15 protein-coding genes are annotated in these 15,533 nt (G+C 63.2%); 6 read left to right on the forward strand and 9 right to left on the reverse strand.

The features are described 5' to 3' along the window. Nucleotides 1–244 precede the first annotated feature (244 nt). Both ACSBQV_RS01840 and ACSBQV_RS01845 read left to right on the forward strand, forming a co-directional pair. Nucleotides 245–742 (forward strand): anti-virulence regulator CigR family protein, encoded by a 498-nt coding sequence (locus ACSBQV_RS01840; protein WP_099782300.1) that lies wholly within the window; start codon nucleotides 245–247, stop codon nucleotides 740–742. A gap of 115 nt (nucleotides 743–857) precedes the next feature. Continuing rightward, nucleotides 858–1,388, forward strand: coding sequence for a chorismate mutase (locus ACSBQV_RS01845; protein WP_099782298.1), 531 nt, complete (start codon nucleotides 858–860; stop codon nucleotides 1,386–1,388). A gap of 3 nt (nucleotides 1,389–1,391) precedes the next feature. Here ACSBQV_RS01845 and ACSBQV_RS01850 read toward each other — a convergent pair whose 3' ends face one another. The 4 genes from ACSBQV_RS01850 to hutC all read right to left on the reverse strand — a co-directional run bounded on the left by ACSBQV_RS01850 (nucleotide 1,392) and on the right by hutC (nucleotide 6,108). Next, nucleotides 1,392–2,927, reverse strand: coding sequence for a serine hydrolase domain-containing protein (locus ACSBQV_RS01850; RefSeq protein WP_049204075.1), 1,536 nt, complete (start codon nucleotides 2,925–2,927; stop codon nucleotides 1,392–1,394). A gap of 245 nt (nucleotides 2,928–3,172) precedes the next feature. Beyond that, on the reverse strand, nucleotides 3,173–3,976 hold the full coding sequence (hutG, locus tag ACSBQV_RS01855; RefSeq protein WP_099782296.1) for an N-formylglutamate deformylase: 804 nt from the start codon (nucleotides 3,974–3,976) through the stop codon (nucleotides 3,173–3,175). Then, nucleotides 3,973–5,196: an imidazolonepropionase gene (gene hutI, locus ACSBQV_RS01860; protein WP_099782294.1), complete on the reverse strand. Its 1,224-nt coding sequence runs from the start codon at nucleotides 5,194–5,196 to the stop codon at nucleotides 3,973–3,975. The genes hutG and hutI overlap by 4 nt, the downstream gene beginning before the upstream one ends. 156 nt (nucleotides 5,197–5,352) lie before the next feature. Then, nucleotides 5,353–6,108, reverse strand: coding sequence for a histidine utilization repressor (hutC, locus tag ACSBQV_RS01865; protein WP_033652097.1), 756 nt, complete (start codon nucleotides 6,106–6,108; stop codon nucleotides 5,353–5,355). A 180-nt stretch (nucleotides 6,109–6,288) separates the two neighbouring features. Between hutC and ACSBQV_RS01870 the strand changes: the two genes are divergently transcribed. The 3 genes from ACSBQV_RS01870 (at nucleotide 6,289) to ACSBQV_RS01880 (ending at nucleotide 9,293) form a co-directional block, all read left to right on the forward strand. Next, nucleotides 6,289–7,659 carry a formimidoylglutamate deiminase gene (locus ACSBQV_RS01870; RefSeq protein ID WP_197809003.1) on the forward strand — a complete coding sequence of 457 codons (1,371 nt, stop codon included), beginning with the start codon at nucleotides 6,289–6,291 and terminating at the stop codon, nucleotides 7,657–7,659. Then, entirely contained in the window at nucleotides 7,659–8,222 is a 564-nt protein-coding gene (locus ACSBQV_RS01875) for a HutD/Ves family protein (RefSeq protein WP_033652099.1), read from the forward strand. The genes ACSBQV_RS01870 and ACSBQV_RS01875 overlap by 1 nt, the downstream gene beginning before the upstream one ends. Before the next feature lie 69 nt (nucleotides 8,223–8,291). Next, a complete protein-coding gene (locus ACSBQV_RS01880; protein ID WP_099782290.1) occupies nucleotides 8,292–9,293 on the forward strand; it encodes a LacI family DNA-binding transcriptional regulator in 1,002 nt (333 codons plus the stop codon). A 38-nt stretch (nucleotides 9,294–9,331) separates the two neighbouring features. Here the strand turns inward: ACSBQV_RS01880 and ACSBQV_RS01885 are convergent, their stop codons facing one another. The 5 genes from ACSBQV_RS01885 to ACSBQV_RS01905 form a co-directional block, all read right to left on the reverse strand. Next, the gene (locus ACSBQV_RS01885) at nucleotides 9,332–10,774 is read right to left on the reverse strand and encodes a glycoside hydrolase family 32 protein (protein ID WP_099782288.1); all 1,443 of its coding nucleotides are present in this window, start codon (nucleotides 10,772–10,774) and stop codon (nucleotides 9,332–9,334) included. Further along, nucleotides 10,771–12,030: an MFS transporter gene (locus ACSBQV_RS01890; RefSeq protein ID WP_099782286.1), complete on the reverse strand. Its 1,260-nt coding sequence runs from the start codon at nucleotides 12,028–12,030 to the stop codon at nucleotides 10,771–10,773. The genes ACSBQV_RS01885 and ACSBQV_RS01890 overlap by 4 nt, the downstream gene beginning before the upstream one ends. Before the next feature lie 168 nt (nucleotides 12,031–12,198). Then, on the reverse strand, nucleotides 12,199–13,503 hold the full coding sequence (locus ACSBQV_RS01895; RefSeq protein ID WP_099782284.1) for an MFS transporter: 1,305 nt from the start codon (nucleotides 13,501–13,503) through the stop codon (nucleotides 12,199–12,201). A 90-nt stretch (nucleotides 13,504–13,593) separates the two neighbouring features. After that, nucleotides 13,594–13,980 (reverse strand): GFA family protein, encoded by a 387-nt coding sequence (locus tag ACSBQV_RS01900; protein ID WP_099782282.1) that lies wholly within the window; start codon nucleotides 13,978–13,980, stop codon nucleotides 13,594–13,596. An 84-nt stretch (nucleotides 13,981–14,064) separates the two neighbouring features. Next, nucleotides 14,065–14,763 (reverse strand): DAPG hydrolase family protein, encoded by a 699-nt coding sequence (locus ACSBQV_RS01905; RefSeq protein WP_025302572.1) that lies wholly within the window; start codon nucleotides 14,761–14,763, stop codon nucleotides 14,065–14,067. 93 nt (nucleotides 14,764–14,856) lie between these two features. On the opposite strand from ACSBQV_RS01905, the gene ACSBQV_RS01910 reads away from it, so the two are divergent. Further along, nucleotides 14,857–15,501: a TetR/AcrR family transcriptional regulator gene (locus ACSBQV_RS01910; RefSeq protein WP_099782280.1), complete on the forward strand. Its 645-nt coding sequence runs from the start codon at nucleotides 14,857–14,859 to the stop codon at nucleotides 15,499–15,501. Nucleotides 15,502–15,533 lie beyond the last annotated feature (32 nt).

A 15,533-nucleotide genomic window follows, 5' to 3' on the forward strand; every position in this document is an offset into this window, starting at 1 on the left:
ATTTGAGGTGCGACGAAAAAGAGCACGCTAACTCTTTTTTGTTACCGTCCCACGCTAGCGGAAGGCTTATTTTTCTTCAAGAAAAATCGGGGGTAGATTTCGGAATTCTCGAGGCGTTTTGCGTTAAAACAAGAGAGTGGCGCGAATGCCGTAAAACCGCACTGTCATCTCGGAGTTTTCCTTATACTTTATCCGGAAAAGGCCAACTATAGTAAACAGAGTCCCCCACGCAGGAATACACAACATGAACAAACGTCGTACGACTCTCACGGTGTTGGCACTGATTGCATCGCTGGGGTTGTCATCCGCCCCGGCCATGGCCGACAAAGGCGGTAATGGTAACGGCAACGGGCATGGCAACAGCGGCAATCATGGCAATAACGGTAACCACGGCAACAACGGCAATCACGGCAACAAAGGCAACAAAGATAAAGGCGACTATAGAGACTATAGAAACGACGATAATCTGGTTTCCGTCAGCCTCTCGCGCGACCGCGCCCGTTCGCTGGCGCACACCTACGGGCTGACCGGCTACCGCTCGTTGCCGCCGGGCATCGCCAAGAATCTGGCGCGCGGCAAACCGCTGCCGCCGGGCATCGCCAAAAAAATGGTGCCGTCTTCGATGCTGCGTGAACTGCCGCAGTATCCGGGTTATGAATGGCGCATCGCCGGCGACGATCTGGTGCTGGTCGCGCTCAGCACCGCGATTGTGGCTTCCGTCATCAACGGCGTGTTCGACTAACGCCGGTTGGGTCTCATCGGGCCTCGCTGCGGCGGGGCCTTTTTTATTTGCCGGCGCGGGGCTGACGTGGTGAACTTGGCGCCTGACCTTTTCACTGCATCATAAGGGAGGCGCCATGTTCAGGGCGTTATTGATAGCGTGTTGCCTGACCAGTTTTCCGGCGTTGGCGGACGGCGGCGCCGCTATCGGCGAGCAGGTGAACCAACGGCTGTCGTTGATGAAAGACGTGGCCGGTTACAAGGCGCAGCAGCATTTGCCGATCGAAGATCTGGCGCAGGAGGCGAAGGTGTTGGCCAACGCGCAGGCGGAAGCGGGGCGTTTGGGGCTGGAGCCGGCGTCGGTACGGCCTTTTATCACCGCGCAGATGGACGCCGCCAAGGCGATTCAGTACCGCTATCGCGCCGACTGGTTGGCGAGCCCGGAAAGCGATTGGCAGCCGCGCCCGCTGGCGCAGGTGCGGGTGCAGATCGGGCAATTGAGCAGCCGGATACTGCAACGGCTGGCGGAGCGACTGCGTACCGGCCCGCTCGGCGAGGCGGATCGGGCGGCGTTTATGGCGTCTGTGGATCAGGTGAATCTCAGCGCCGCCGACAAGCGGCGGCTGGCGGATGCGCTGCTGGCGGTCAGAACCGGCAGCGCACGCTGAGCGTCAGTCGCGGCCGACGGTGCTGCGGCGGAAGGTCAGCATCCGGCTGCGGTTGGCGATGAGATCCACGTTGTAACCGCGGAAATAGAGGCAAAAGCGTTTCAACCATGGGCCGTCCTGGCACTCCACCAGCATGCGGCCCTGGCCGAGCGGGCTGAGCGTGCCGGTCTGCGCCGCTGGGCCGACGCCGATATGCACCCGATTGCCGCGAATTTCAAAGGCGGTGCGATAGTGCGGGTGATACCACAACCCCTGCACATGCTTCAGGCAGTCACCGTTGGCCGTGACCGGCAGGAAACGGCGCGCCACATGCCCGACCTCGCCCTCGACCGCTTCGCCGGTCCACTTCAATTTGATTGGCATATGGGCGGACAGCGACACCGCGTAGCCGTCTTCGCCCTGATACAGCGGTTCATCGCTGCCCAGATAGGCCAGGTTGCCGTCTTTGACCTCCAGCCAGTGCGGCTCCGCCAGCGTGGCGTAGAGACCGTCGGGGATCGCCGTGCTGCGCTGCGGTAAAGGTTCGCCCAGCAGCGCTGCCATCACCTGCAAAGCCATCCCGAAACTGTCGCAGTCTTCGCGGTTGGCCACCAGCGCAACGCCGACCTGGCGATCGGGCGCCAGCAGGAAATAGGTTTTGTAACCGGCGTGGGAACCACCGTGGCCGAGCAAGCGGCGGCGGCCTAGCGGCGTCTGCGCCAGCCCCAGTCCATAGGCGCTGAGCTGACCCTGATTGAGGCGGCGCGGCGCGCCGAGTTGCGCCAGCACGCCCTGGCCGGGGCCCTGGTCGGCCAGCAGCGTTTGCAGCCAGCGGGTGAGGGCGTTGAGGCTGCCGGTCAGGCTGCCGGAGGCGGAAAGGTGCAGACCGGCGCTGGCGTGTTGCCAGCCCCGCGCCGCACGCCAGTAACCCGGCACCAACCCTGGCACCACGTCGAACCAGCTTTCCGGCGCTTGCATCTGCACCTGCAGCGGCCGGGCGATGTGCTGTTGCACCAGTTGGTCGAAATCATACCCTTTGCTGCGCAGCGCGGCCTCCAGCAGCCGATAGCCGGTATTGCTGTAGGCGATCTCGCTGCCGGCCTCATAGTTCAACCTTTCCAGCCCCTCGACAAACTGCATCACCGGCTGCGCCTCGCTGACGGCATGCAGCGATATGCCCAGCAGACCGAGCGTCTCGCGCACGTCAGGCAGACCGCCGGTCATGTCCAGCGCCTGGCCGACGGTAACGTCCGCCAACGCGGGCTGCAGGGTGGGCAGCAGTTCGCCCAGGCGTTGTTCGAGTCGAATGGCGCGATCGGTGGCGTTCAGCGCCAACGCGGCGAAGATATGCTTGGTCACTGAGGCGTAGCGCACCACGCTGTCGGCGGTGAAGGGGGTATTCTGCGCCAGATCGGCCAGGCCGGCACTGGCGGTGGCGCGGAGTTGTTCGGCGTCAAACAGGGTGATGGCGCCGCCGGGTTCGCCACGCCGTTGCCAGCCGGCCAGCAATTGTTCGGCGAGGGCGCCGGCAGCGCGCCAGTTTAACGGTGTTACAGACATAGGGCCTCCAGAGTGATGGTTCGAAACGGGCCAGCTCGGCCACACGCCGCCCGGCGCTGACGATGAGCGCGGGCTTTTCGGCTGATTGTGGCGCAGCGCGTTTTTCGTCGGCCGCTGTTTTGTGCGCTGTTTAGACCAGTCAGTAGGGAATCACGCGAAACTTTGATATAGCGCGCAGATTGCGGCTGACGTTACGGTTAAGGACAGGGAGAGGAACAGGCGCCCGGCGGCGCCTGTAAAGGGGATCAGTTCAGCCTGGCGGCGCCGTCCAACAGGCTTTCAACCATCTGCTTGAGCAGGCGCTGCAGCGAGGCGGCGCGCTGCGGTTCGAACGCGAAAGGATACTGTTCGGACATGTAGTTGACCTGCGCCAGCTCGAGCTGGATCGCATGCTGTTGCTGCTGCGGTTGGCCGTAGGCGCGGGTGATGTAACCGCCCTTGAAGCGGCCGTTCAGCACGTGGGTGTACTGCTGTTGCTGCTCGCAGCAGGCGACCAGCCGATCGCTCAGCGCCTGGGCGCAGCTTTCACCGCCGTTGGTGCCGAGGTTGAGATCCGGCAGTTTGCCGTCGAACAGCCGCGGGATCACCGAGGCGATGGAGTGCGCGTCGAACAGCAGCGCATAGCCGTGCTGCGCTTTGAGGCGTGCCAACTCGTCCTGCAGCTGCTGATGATAAGGTTGCCAAATTTGCTGCAGATAGCCGGCGCGTTCTTCGTCCGTCGGCGCTTTGCCCGGCAGGAAGCTTGGGCGGCCGTCGAACAGCACATCGGGATACAGACCGGTGGTGGCGGTGGTGTACAGCGGCTTGTCGTCCGCCGGGCGATTCAGGTCGATGACGAAGCGCGAATAGTTGCCGACCAGTACGCTGGCGCCCATCGCCCGGGCGAAGTCGTACAGCTGCGGGATATGCCAGTCGGTATCGGGCAGCGGGCGGGCATCGTCGGTCAGCCCGGCCTCGACCGCGGGCGTCAGTTGTGTGCCGGCGTGTGGGATGCTGATCAGCAGCGGCAGGCTGCCGATCTGGAAGCTAAAAGGATCGCGAATGGTCATTGACGTACTTCTCCTCGGAAAATCACCGTACAGGGCAGCTGGCCGCCCAACCAATAAGCCAGTTCCGCCGGCCGCGACAGCGGCCAGTGAACAAAGTCCGCCACCTTGCCGGTTTCCAGCGTGCCGTGGCTGTGTTGCAGCCCCAGCGCTTTGGCGGCGTGGGTCGTGACGCCCGCCAGCGCTTCTTCCGGCGTCAGGCGGAACAGCGTGCAGGCCATGTTGATCATCAGGCGCAGCGACAGCGCCGGCGACGTGCCAGGGTTGGCGTCGCTGGCGATCGCCATCGCCACGTTGTGTTTGCGGAACAGCTCTACCGGCGGGCATTGGGTTTCACGCAGCAGGTAATAGGCACCCGGCAGCAGCACCGCCACGGTGCCGGCGTCGCCCATGGCGCGGGCATCTTGCTCGGTGGCGTATTCGAGATGGTCGGCGGAGAGCGCGTGATGGCGCGCCGCCAGCGTGCTGCCGCCGAGGGCGGAGAGCTGTTCGGCGTGCAGTTTGACCGGCAAACCGGCGGCTTCGGCGGCGGCGAAGACTCGCTCCACCTGCGCCGGTGAGAACGCCAGATGTTCGCAGAAGGCGTCAACCGCATCCGCCAGGCCGGCGGCGGCGGCCTGAGGGATGATGGTATCGCAGACCAGACTGATGTAGTCGTCGGCGCGGTTGGCGTATTCCGGCGGCAGCGCATGGGCCGCCAGACAGGTGGTTTTCACCTCGACCGGCAGCAGCTCGCCCAGTTTGCGCGCCACCCGCAGCATTTTCAGCTCGCTTTCCGGGCTGAGACCGTAGCCGGATTTGATTTCCACGCAGGTGACGCCTTCCGCCAGCAGTGGACGCAGGCGGAACAGCGCCTGTTCCAGCAGCAGCGCTTCGTCGGCTTCGCGGGTGGCTTTCACGGTGGAGATGATGCCGCCGCCCTGCGCGGCGATGTCGGCATAGCTCACGCCGTTCAGCCGTTGTTCGAACTCGCCGCTGCGGTTGCCGCCGAACACCAGGTGCGTGTGGCAATCAACAAAGCCGGGGGTGATGATGCCGCCGTCGAATTTCACCGTTTCGTCCGCGATCAGGCCGGGCGGCAACGCCGCATGTTCGCCAATCCATACGATCTTGCCGTCGCGTACGGCGATCGCGCCGTCGGTCAGGGTGTGATATTTGCCGTCGCGCATGGTGACGATATCGGCGCCGTGCCACAGGCTGTCACAGTGAATTTCAGACGTCATTGCTTTCCTCCGCCGGAGCCGCAGCTCCCACATGGTTGTATATACAATTAAAAACAACCTAACGCATTCACCGGGATGTCACAAGGGGCGGGAGAGATTTTGTTATCAGGATGTGATCGACCGCGGAGATGCGGGCGCAGGGGCGCCCGCCGGGGATCAGACTTCGCTGGTGAAGCGGCCGAACAGCTGGTAACGGCTGCCGGGGTACAGCAGCCGGGCCGAGGTCACCACGGTTTTGCCGGACCAGGTGCGACGGTGGATCAGCAGGCCGGGTTCGTGGTCCTCCAGCTGCAGCAGCTCGCGTTCGCGCCGGGTCGGGATCACCGCTTCGACGATGTGTTCGCCGGCGGTCAGCGGCGCGGCCTGCGTCAAATAGGTGTAGGGCGTGACGCGGTCGAAATCCTGCTTCAGGTAATCCGGCGCCACCAGCGGATTGACGCAGCGGTCTTCCACCTGCACCGGCACGTCGTTTTCGTAATGCACGATCTGCGAATAGAACAGCCGTTGGCCGGGCTGAATGCCGAGCGCCGCCGCCTCTTCCTCGCTGGCCGGGCGGGCCTTCAGCTCGAGGATTTTGCTGCTGTGGCGATGACCGCGCGCGGCGATCTCATCGGCGATGTTGTGCACTTCCAGCAGCGCGGTGTGCGCCTTGGCTTCGGCGACGAAGGTGCCGACGCCTTGCATGCGGATCAGAAAACCTTCGCTGGTCAGCTCGCGCAGCGCGCGGTTGATGGTCATGCGGCTGACGCCCAGTTCTGCCACCAGTTCACTTTCGGAGGGCACGCGCTGGTGCGGTTGCCAGTGCCCCGCACGGATTTGATTCACGATCGCCTGTTTGACCCGTTGGTAGATCGGGGCGGGGGCATCGCTCATTGCAGCCGCCAGTTGTAACACGGTCTGTTGTTCAGCCACGACGTTAACCTCGTCAAATAAAAAAATAATAACACCAGTTTACTGTTGATGTCGGCGTATGTATATGTATATACAACTAGTGGCCGTCGCGCCAGAAACTTGCCGGCGACCGCCAAAAATTCCTGAAGACGCGCCATCGCCGCGCCTTATTCGCCGTTACATTAACCGTGGAATACTGCCATGCCTGCTTATTTTGCCCCACGCGCTTTGCTCCCTGAGGGCTGGGCGCATAACGTCCGGCTGGACGTCGATGCGCAAGGTTATCTGACTCAAGTTACCGCCAACGCTGAACCGCAAGGCTGCACCCGGCTGCACGGCGATGTGGTGCCGGGCATGCCGAACCTGCACTCCCACGCCTTTCAGCGCGCGATGGCCGGGTTGGCGGAAGTGGCGGGCAACCCGCAGGACAGCTTCTGGACCTGGCGCGATCTGATGTATCGGCTGGTGCAGCGCCTGACGCCGGAGCAGGTGGAGGTGGTCGCCCGTCAACTGTATATCGAAATGCTCAAGGGCGGATATACCCAGGTGGCCGAATTCCACTACCTGCATCACGACGCCGACGGCAAGCCTTACGCCGATCGCGGTGAGATGACCGGCCGCCTCAGCGCGGCCGCGCATCAGGCCGGCATCGGCATGACGATGCTGCCGGTGCTGTACAGCTACGCCGGTTTTGGCGCCCAGCCGGTCCAGCCGGGGCAGAAACGGTTTATCCAGGATGCCGAAAGCTACCTGCAACAGCAGCAGGTGATTGCTCGCCAACTGGCGGATCGCCCGTTGCAGAATCACGGTCTGTGTTTCCATTCGCTGCGCGCGGTGGAACTTGGCCAGATGCAACAGATTTTGGCCGCGTCGGATCGCACTCTGCCGGTGCATATTCATATCGCCGAGCAGCAAAAAGAGGTGAACGACTGCCTGGCGTGGAGCGGGCAGCGACCGGTGGCCTGGCTGTATGACCATCTGCCGGTGGATCAGCGCTGGTGTCTGGTGCACGCCACCCATCTGGATCGCGATGAGCTGGAAGCGCTGGCGCGCAGTCGCGCGGTGGCCGGCCTGTGCCCGACCACCGAAGCCAACCTCGGCGACGGCATTTTCCCCGGCGACGCCTATCTGCAGCAGCAGGGGCGTTGGGGCATCGGCTCCGACAGCCACGTTTCGCTCAACGTGGTGGAAGAGCTGCGCTGGTTTGAATATGGGCAGCGGCTGCGCGATCAGCGCCGCAATCGCCTGACGACACCGGAACAGTCGGCGGTGGGCGATGTGCTGTATCACCAGGCGCTGCAAGGCGGCGCGCAGGCGTGTGGCGCGCCGATCGGCCGCTTGCAGAGCGGCTATCGCGCCGACTGGCTGGTGCTGGACGGCGACGATCCGTATTTGGCGGCGGCGCCGGATGCCTCGATCCTCAACCGCTGGCTGTTCGCCGGCGGCAAAGAGCAAATTCGCGACGTGTTCGTCGGCGGCCGACAGGTGATCGAGCAGGGGCGGCACGCGCTGCAGCAGCAGAGCAGCGCCGCGTTCCTGCAGGTGCTGAAAACCTTTCAGCAGGAGGCGTGATGAGCCTGACCCGTTTTAATTTCGCTGGGTTGCCGGTCAGCCCGTGGCGCAACGGCGGCGGGGAAACCCGTGAAATCGTCAGTTGGCCGCCGGGCGAGCCGGATTTCGACTGGCGCGCCAGCATCGCCACCATCGCGCAGGACGGGCCGTTCTCCGCCTTTGCGGGCATCGATCGTTCGATCACGCTGCTGGAAGGCGACGGCGTGCGGCTGTTCAGCGCCGGGCATATCGACCATCAGTTGGCGCGTATCGGGGAGCCGTTCGCCTTTTCCGGCGACGTGGCGCTGGAAGCGACGCTGCTGGGTGGCGCCAGTCAGGATTTCAACATCATGACGCGCCGCGGCCGGCTAGCGGCGCAGGTGCAACGCAGCGCCGAGCCGCTAACCTTGCCGCCGGGGCGGGCGGGGGTGCTGTATGTGCTGAGCGGGCTCTGGTCGCTGCCGGGGGGCGGCGAACTGAGCGCGCGCGAGGGCGTCTGGTGGACGGCATCGGCGGCGGGGGGCGACGTGGCACCGTTGAGGGCCGGCAGCGCTATCCTGTGGGCGGACATCACACCCCGTTAACGCAGAGTAGAGTCCTGCGCCCGGTTATGGGATTATTCACTTTTTCCCATTAATCATAAAGAAGGGCGCATGGCTTCGCTGAAAGACGTCGCAAAACTTGCCGGAGTCTCGTTGATGACGGTGTCCCGCGCCATCAATGATCCCGGCAAGCTGCGGCCGGAAACCTACCGCCGCGTCAAACAGGCTATCGATCGGTTGGACTATGTGCCGGATCTGTCGGCGCGGCGTATTCGCGGTGACGGAAATCGCGTGCAGACGCTCGGCGTGCTGGCGCTGGACACCGCCACGACGCCGTTCTCGGTGGAAATGATCCTGTCGATTGAGAAAACCGCGCGCGAGCGCGGCTGGAACAGCTTCGTCGTCAACCTGTTCGCCGACGACAACGCCGAACAGACCGTCGATCTGCTGCTGGCGCATCGGCCGGATGGGGTGATCTTCACCACGATGGGGCTGCGTGAGGTGACGCTGCCGGCCAAACTGCTGGACAAAAAGCTGGTGTTGGCCAACTGCGTCAGCCCGGCGCATTCGATCGCCAGCTACATTCCTGATGATGAGCAAGGGCAGTATGACGCGACGCGCACGCTGATCGCCAAAGGCTATCGCGCGCCTTTGTGCATTCATTTACCGGCGGATACGCTGGCGGCGGGGCTGCGCCGCCGCGGTCTGGAACGCGCCTGGCGCGAAGCGGGGCGCGATGTTGAACAGCTGCGGCAGTATCATCTCGATCTGAGTGCCGGCGATCAAAGCTATCGCGACTGCGTAGCGTTGCTGGAGCGGCATTTTTCCGCCGGCCGGCGCGATTGCGATGTCGTGGTGTGTGGGAACGATCGGATAGCGTTTCTGGCGTATCAGGTATTGCTGGCGCAAGGATGGCGGATACCGCAGCAGGTGGCGGTGCTGGGCTACGACAATATGGTCGGCACCGGCGAGCTGTTCCTGCCGGCATTGACGACGGTGCAGCTGCCGCATTATGAACTGGGTCGTCTTGCGGCGCTGCATGTGATTGAGCGGCGGGAAGAGCGTGATACGGTGAAAGTGCCTTGCCCGCTGCTGGAACGTGGTTCGCTGTAAACGCACCGGGGCGTCGCTGCGCCCGGTGCTCATTCCCATTATCCCCAGATGCTTGCCAACTGCCATCCCGTGATGGGCTCGAACAGCGCCCGGCCGCCTTCGGCGAACAGGCTGAGGCGGCGATCGCCCGCCGTCGGATAGATGCGGCTGGTCAGGCAGGCCTGCCCCTGATTAACGAAGATCTCCAGTGACGAGCGATCGATAAAGATCCGCAGCGACAGAATGTCACCCTCCGGCAGCGGCACACTGCGGCAGGTGCACAGGGCGGGGTTTTCATGAAAACGCTCCAGCACCAGTCGGTGTGACTGATTGTCGACGAACAGCCGCGCCGCACTCCCAATGGCCAGCCCGTACCGCTCGGCGTCGCTGTCGGCCGGTCTCAACGTCATGATGAGCTCCTGCATATCGTTCGTCAGCGGCAGATGCTGATTGGTCAGCGTCTGCGCCGACAACGTCTGCGATCCTCGGCGCAACGCCGCCAGTTCACGCGCCGGATTCATGCGGACGCTGCCGTCGGCGGCCAGCGTCAGCTCGCGTGGTAGGGTGAGGGCGCCGGCCCAGCGGTGCGCTTTGCTGGGCATCGGTGATTCCCACATATCCATCCAGGCAAACAGCAGCCGACGGCCGTCGGCGGCGGTGAAGGTCTGCGGCGCATAGAAATCGTGGCCGGCATCCAGCTCGCAGAAGGGCTGCGTTACCGTAAAGTCGCCGTCCGGCCGCCAATGGCCGAGCAGATAGCCGCTCTGGAAGCGATTGCGGTAGCGGTAGCCCTGCGCCGCCAGCCCCTGCGGCGAAAACAGCAGCAGGTGTTGCTCCCCCAGCGGGAAGAAATCCGGGCATTCCCACATATAGCCCTGATGCGCCGTTTGCGCGCCGGCCAGCACCCGATCGAAGCGCCAGGCGCGCAGGTCGGCAGAGCGGTACAGGCGCACCTGGCCCAGGCCGTTTTCTTTGGCGCCGACCACCAGCCACCATTCGCCGTTCTCGCACCAGACTTTCGGATCGCGAAAATGCTGAATGCCGTCCGGCGGGGCCAGCACCGGCCCGTGTTTGACGAAGCGTATGCCGTCTTCGCTGGTGGCCAGACATTGCACTTCCCGCACCTGGCTGTCGTCACCGGGTTCGCCCAACCACACGTGGCCGGTGTAAAGCAGCGTCAGCACGCCGTTGTCATCCACGGCGCAGCCGGAAAAACAACCGTCTTTGTCATAGGGCGCATCGGGCGCCAGGGCGATGGGCTGGTGCTGCCAGCGTATCAGATCGCGGCTGGTCGCATGCCCCCAGTGCATGGGCCCCCAGTGCTCGCTATAGGGATGATGTTGGAAGAAGGCATGATAGACGCCGTCAATACAGATCAGGCCGTTGGGATCGTTGATCCAGCCGGCGGCCGGTGCGAGATGGAACTGCGGATAATAATCGTCTCGGCGCTCTGCGCGCAGGGCTTCGACCGCATGGTCGGCTTGAGCTAAAGCAGTGTTCATTGGACAGACTCACTTGATTTAATGGCGGATGGAAAGGGCGTTGCCGTGGCGGAGCGTTCGCCGCGCAGCAAGAAACAGGAGACAAGCGTGGTGGCGGCGACCGCGCAGCCCATCAGCAGATAGGTGTCGGCAAAGCCGATGCGGTCATAACCGTAGCCCGCCAGCGGCGACAGGAAGCTAGCCATCACCTGGGTGATGAACTGGAAGCCTACCAGGTACAGCGTGGAGGAGAGTCGGCTGTCGAAGCGGCTGGCGATGTATTTGAAGATAGCGATCAGCAGGATTGGCAACTCTACGGCGTGCAGCAGTTTCATGGCGGAGATCATCAGGGCGCCGCTGACCAACCCGGAACCGAACATGCGCAGCGCCATCACGCTGCCCGCCAGCAACAGCCCCTGCTTGGCGCCGATACGGTTTACCAGCAGCGGGGCCAGGAACATGCCGCCGGCTTCGAGGAAGACCTGCAGCGAGTTGAGAAAACCGTACATCTCGTTGCCCTGTGCGCGAGAAGCGAACTGTGAGGCGAAGTAAACCGAAAATTGCTGATCGAAAACGTTGTATACGCTGATCCCAAGCACAAACACCACCAGAGCCCAGAAGCCCGGCATGCGCAGCAGCGCCAGCGCGTCCTGCAGCCGCAGGTTCTCCGGTTTGCCGAACGCCAGGCCGGCCATGGCGTTCGGCTTCAGCTCGCGCACCTGACTGAGCAGCAACAGGAACACCACGGCGGCGGCGGAGGCCAGCCAGAAATTGATGTTCGGATTGATATTGAAGATAAAACCGGCCACAAAGGTGGCGCTGGCCCAGCCGAGCGAGCCCCACATGCGGGCGCGGCCGAACTCAAAACCGCTGATGCGGCTGACGCGCTCGGTATAAGACTCCAGCGCGCCGATGCCGGCGAAGAAGGTCGCGCCGATGAACACCCCGCCGACCAAAGCGCCGAGCGGCAGGCTGCTCGCCAGCAGCGGGGCATAAACGTAGATAAAGAACGGGCCGGTCAGCAGCAGCATCACGCCGAGAAACTGCAGCAGGTGTTTGCGTAGCCCAAGTTTGTCCTGAATAAAGCCGTACAACGGCTGTGCGCACAGCGCCACCAGCGAGATGGCGGAGAAGATCAGGCCGGTCTCGGTGCCTTTCAGCCCGATCTTTTGATTCAGCCACAGCGAGATCAGCGAAAAGCTGGAAGACCAGGTGAAGAAAAAGAAGAACAGCAGGCCGCTGAGCAGCACGTAATATTTTTTAGTTTCGCGGTTCATGAGTAGGGCCCCGGTGAGTGAAGTTAGCTCTATTGTTAACGTTAACTCGCGGATGGATGAAGCTGTCAGTTATCACTCATGCGATGTTAATCACAAAAGTTAACGTTAACATTATTGCGTTGTGATCATTATCACGAGTTGGAATGGGGGCGATGCGCCCCCGGAGGATTAACGTTCGTTCAGCGAGCGCAGATGATCGTCGCGGCGCAGCGTCATCAGCGCAAACAGGCTGACCACCGACGTGGCGACCACATAGTAGGCGGGAATGTCGATATTGCCGGTCTGTTTGATGAGGCCGGTGATAATCAGCCCGGCCGAGCCGGAAAACACCGCATTGGACAGCGAGTAAGCCAGCCCCAGGCCGGTATAGCGCACCCGGGTCGGGAACATCTCCGCCAGCATCGCCGGGCCGGGACCGGCCAGCAGGCCGACCACGGCGCCGGCGATCATGACCGCCAGCCCTTTGATCCACAGTGAGCTCTGCGCATCCTGCAACAGGTGCAGCAGCGGGAAGGTGAACAGGATCACCGCCGCCACCGCCGTCAGCATCACCGTTTTTCGTCCCAGCCTGTCGCTGATGATGCCCGCCGGCAGGATGGTCAGGGCGAAACCGACGTTGGCCAGCACCGTCGCCACCAGCGCTTGCTGGAAGGTGGCGTGCAGCGAGGTTTGCAAATAGGAAGGCATCACCACCAGGAAGGTATAGCCAGCGGCCGACCAACCCATCATGCGGCCGATGCCGACCAGAATGGTTTTCACCACGCCGCCCAGCTTCACTTCCGGTGGGGTGATAGCGTGTTCCGCATGTTGCTGCGCCTGGGTAAACGTCGGCGTTTCCTCAAGCTTGAGCCGCAGCCACAGCGCCACGGCGCCCATCGGCAGCGCCAGCAGGAAGGGAATGCGCCAGCCCCAGTCATGCAACTGCTGCACGCTCAGCAGCGCGGCCAGCAGCGCCACCATCCCGGCGCCGGCCAACAGGCCGAGCGCGACGGTCAGCGATTGCCAGGCGCCGAACAGCCCGCGCTTGCCCTTTGGGGCGAACTCGGTCATCAGCGACACGGCGCCGCCGAATTCGCCGCCGGCGAACAGCCCCTGGAACATACGCAGCAGCGTCAGCAGCAGCGGGGCGGCGACGCCGATCGAGGCATAAGTCGGCATGACGCCGATCAACGCCGTCGCCAGCGTCATCAGCAGCAGGACCGCAATCAGCGTCGGACGACGGCCGATGCGATCGCCGATGCGGCCGAAGATCACCGCGCCGATCGGCCGGCAGAAAAACGCCAGCGCGAAGGCGGCGTAGGTGAGGATCAGGCTGGTGATTTCATTTTCACCCTGCAGCGTGAAAAAATTGGCGGCGATAACGGTGGCCAGGAACCCGTACACCCCGAACTCGTACCATTCGATAAAGTTGCCGACCGAGCCGGCCAGCAACGCCTGACGCGACCGGCGCGCGTCGAGAGTCTGTTGATTCATCCCCGTTCCCATACTTTTGAATTATTGTTCGTCAGTTCTAAATTTATACGACAAAACAATCAATTGATTTCAGCGGGAACTGTGAGGCGCTCAGCGCATGCCGTCGATACGCCACCATTCGGGGCAAACATCGGCGAACGCATGTGAGGTCGGGCGCAGCTCCGGCAGATTGGCCCGATCGAAGCTGCCGGTGGCCAGCGCCACCGTCGGCTCGTCGTCGATTGCCCCCAGCGTGCTGCCGTAGCGCGGGCAAAAGGCGCGGCTGGAATAGGGTGAAGAACGGTAGAGTGTGGGCATGCCGCCCGGGCCGTTCCACTCGATGGCCTGACGCGGAAATTCGACCCAGCAGAGCGTCGGCGCGCCGGAGTGGCGGCGGCAAAAATCGCAGGAACAGCTGTGCGGATTGCCAGGCAGGCCGCGTGCCTGAAAGCGAATATGCCCGCACAGGCAGCCGCCGCTATAGCAGGGATTTTCCATGATGTCTCCGTCATGAGCGCAGGGGAAAACGATGAAAATCACTATAGCGATATCGCGAAAAATTAACAGGTCCCCGCTGATGCATTACCAGAGCAACGGCGCCGGCTCGCGGCCGTTTTCGGCGTAGTACAGCGACGGCAGGAACTGCGCCAGATAGCTGAACTCGTTGTAGCAGTGGCGCATCAGGTTAAACCCGATGTCGTCCGACAGTTCGTCGTGGGCGTTGGCGCAGGCTTTACCCAACAGAAAACGGCTGCGCAGCACGCACCCGTAGGGCGTATCGCGCGCCAGATGCAGCATTTCGCCGTCGCAGGGATCGCCGTTGTCATCCAACGCCACCTGGTCGCCGAAGCCGATGCGCGCGCACACGGCGGCGGAGAGCGCCTGCGCGTCACGCGCCTGGCGCAGCGGTTGCGGCGCGAAGAAGTCCTCGGCGGCGTGGAATTTGAGGCGCGCCGCGACCGGTGGCAGCTCCGCCAGCCATTCGACCGCTTCGATGCTGGCGCCGACGTAGCTTTCCCCTTTTTTCCAATGGCGGTCCCAGCCGCGATGTTCTACGTGATCGTGCGGGTGCCACCAGTTGATGTGCTGCGTGTTCTCAAAGAAGGTGAACCACCAGTCCAGCATGCGCCCCTTGCAGCCGTGCAGATCGGTACGGACCGCGACGGTCAGCAAACCGTCGGCGCTGCGACTCAGCCCCATCTCCAGCCGCAGCGGTTCAGGTTTGAGCAACTCGTTGATATCGTTAACGCCCCACGGCGCCAGCAGGGAAGGATGTGTCATAATGGGTTCCTGTTTTATTTTGGAAACGAATTGTGTTTCCAAAATAAAGCTATGCCGCTATGCTGAGTCTGTCAATGCTTGTGAGGAATAAATATGGCGAACCCGAATGAAGAACCGCTGCGTGCTCGCGGCCGGCCGGCCACGCCGGAAACGGCGCTGCGCGCCGCGCTGGCGCAGGCGACGCTGGCGCTGTTGCTCGACGGCGGCTATGCCGCGGCAACGGTGGATGCGGTGGCGAAACGCGCCGGGGTGGCTAAAAAAACCCTGTATCGCTTTGCGGCCAATCGCGACGAACTGGTGGCGCAGGCGGTGAGCGGCTGGACCGAGGCGTTTCAGCCGGCCTTCGCCCAGGATGCCGGGCGGTGGGAGGCGGTGGCGCCGCTGTTGGAAAAAGGGCTGAAGGCGGTGGCGCAGCAGGTATTGAGCGCCGAAGCGGTGGGGATGTTTCGGCTGCTGCAAAGCGAGTTTCCGGGGCGCGAGGCGCTGCTGGACAGCTATCAGCGCAACGGCATTCTGCGCGGACGGGCGACGGTGGCGAACTGGCTGCGGCGCCAGCAGCAGTGCGGGTGGCTGCGTGAGCGCGACTGGGCGCAAACCAGCGATCTGCTGTTGGCGATGGCCATCGCCGAACCGCTGCGGCAGATGACGCTGGGGCTGTTGCCGCCGGGCAGCGCGATCGACGAGCGCATCGCGGCGGCGGTGGCGCTGGTGATGCCGGGTTTGCTGGCGGAAGGATGAAAACAAGAAAGGGCCGAAAGTTCGGCCCTTAA

Origin of the sequence: Serratia sp. B501, from assembly GCF_051172315.1 — a bacterium.
GTDB classification, from domain to species: domain Bacteria; phylum Pseudomonadota; class Gammaproteobacteria; order Enterobacterales; family Enterobacteriaceae; genus Serratia; species Serratia ureilytica.

Excerpts from the sequence above, each read along its gene's own strand:
- ACSBQV_RS01840 (WP_099782300.1), top strand. The coding sequence starts at position 245 with ATGAACAAACGTCGTACGACTCTCACGGTGTTGGCACTGATTGCATCG.
- ACSBQV_RS01845 (WP_099782298.1), top strand. The coding sequence starts at position 858 with ATGTTCAGGGCGTTATTGATAGCGTGTTGCCTGACCAGTTTTCCGGCG.
- ACSBQV_RS01850 (WP_049204075.1), bottom strand. The coding sequence starts at position 2,927 with ATGTCTGTAACACCGTTAAACTGGCGCGCTGCCGGCGCCCTCGCCGAA.
- hutG (WP_099782296.1), bottom strand. The coding sequence starts at position 3,976 with ATGACCATTCGCGATCCTTTTAGCTTCCAGATCGGCAGCCTGCCGCTG.
- hutI (WP_099782294.1), bottom strand. The coding sequence starts at position 5,196 with ATGACGTCTGAAATTCACTGTGACAGCCTGTGGCACGGCGCCGATATC.
- ACSBQV_RS01870 (WP_197809003.1), top strand. The coding sequence starts at position 6,289 with ATGCCTGCTTATTTTGCCCCACGCGCTTTGCTCCCTGAGGGCTGGGCG.
- ACSBQV_RS01875 (WP_033652099.1), top strand. The coding sequence starts at position 7,659 with ATGAGCCTGACCCGTTTTAATTTCGCTGGGTTGCCGGTCAGCCCGTGG.
- ACSBQV_RS01880 (WP_099782290.1), top strand. The coding sequence starts at position 8,292 with ATGGCTTCGCTGAAAGACGTCGCAAAACTTGCCGGAGTCTCGTTGATG.
- ACSBQV_RS01885 (WP_099782288.1), bottom strand. The coding sequence starts at position 10,774 with ATGAACACTGCTTTAGCTCAAGCCGACCATGCGGTCGAAGCCCTGCGC.
- ACSBQV_RS01890 (WP_099782286.1), bottom strand. The coding sequence starts at position 12,030 with ATGAACCGCGAAACTAAAAAATATTACGTGCTGCTCAGCGGCCTGCTG.
- ACSBQV_RS01895 (WP_099782284.1), bottom strand. The coding sequence starts at position 13,503 with ATGAATCAACAGACTCTCGACGCGCGCCGGTCGCGTCAGGCGTTGCTG.
- ACSBQV_RS01900 (WP_099782282.1), bottom strand. The coding sequence starts at position 13,980 with ATGGAAAATCCCTGCTATAGCGGCGGCTGCCTGTGCGGGCATATTCGC.
- ACSBQV_RS01905 (WP_025302572.1), bottom strand. The coding sequence starts at position 14,763 with ATGACACATCCTTCCCTGCTGGCGCCGTGGGGCGTTAACGATATCAAC.
- ACSBQV_RS01910 (WP_099782280.1), top strand. The coding sequence starts at position 14,857 with ATGGCGAACCCGAATGAAGAACCGCTGCGTGCTCGCGGCCGGCCGGCC.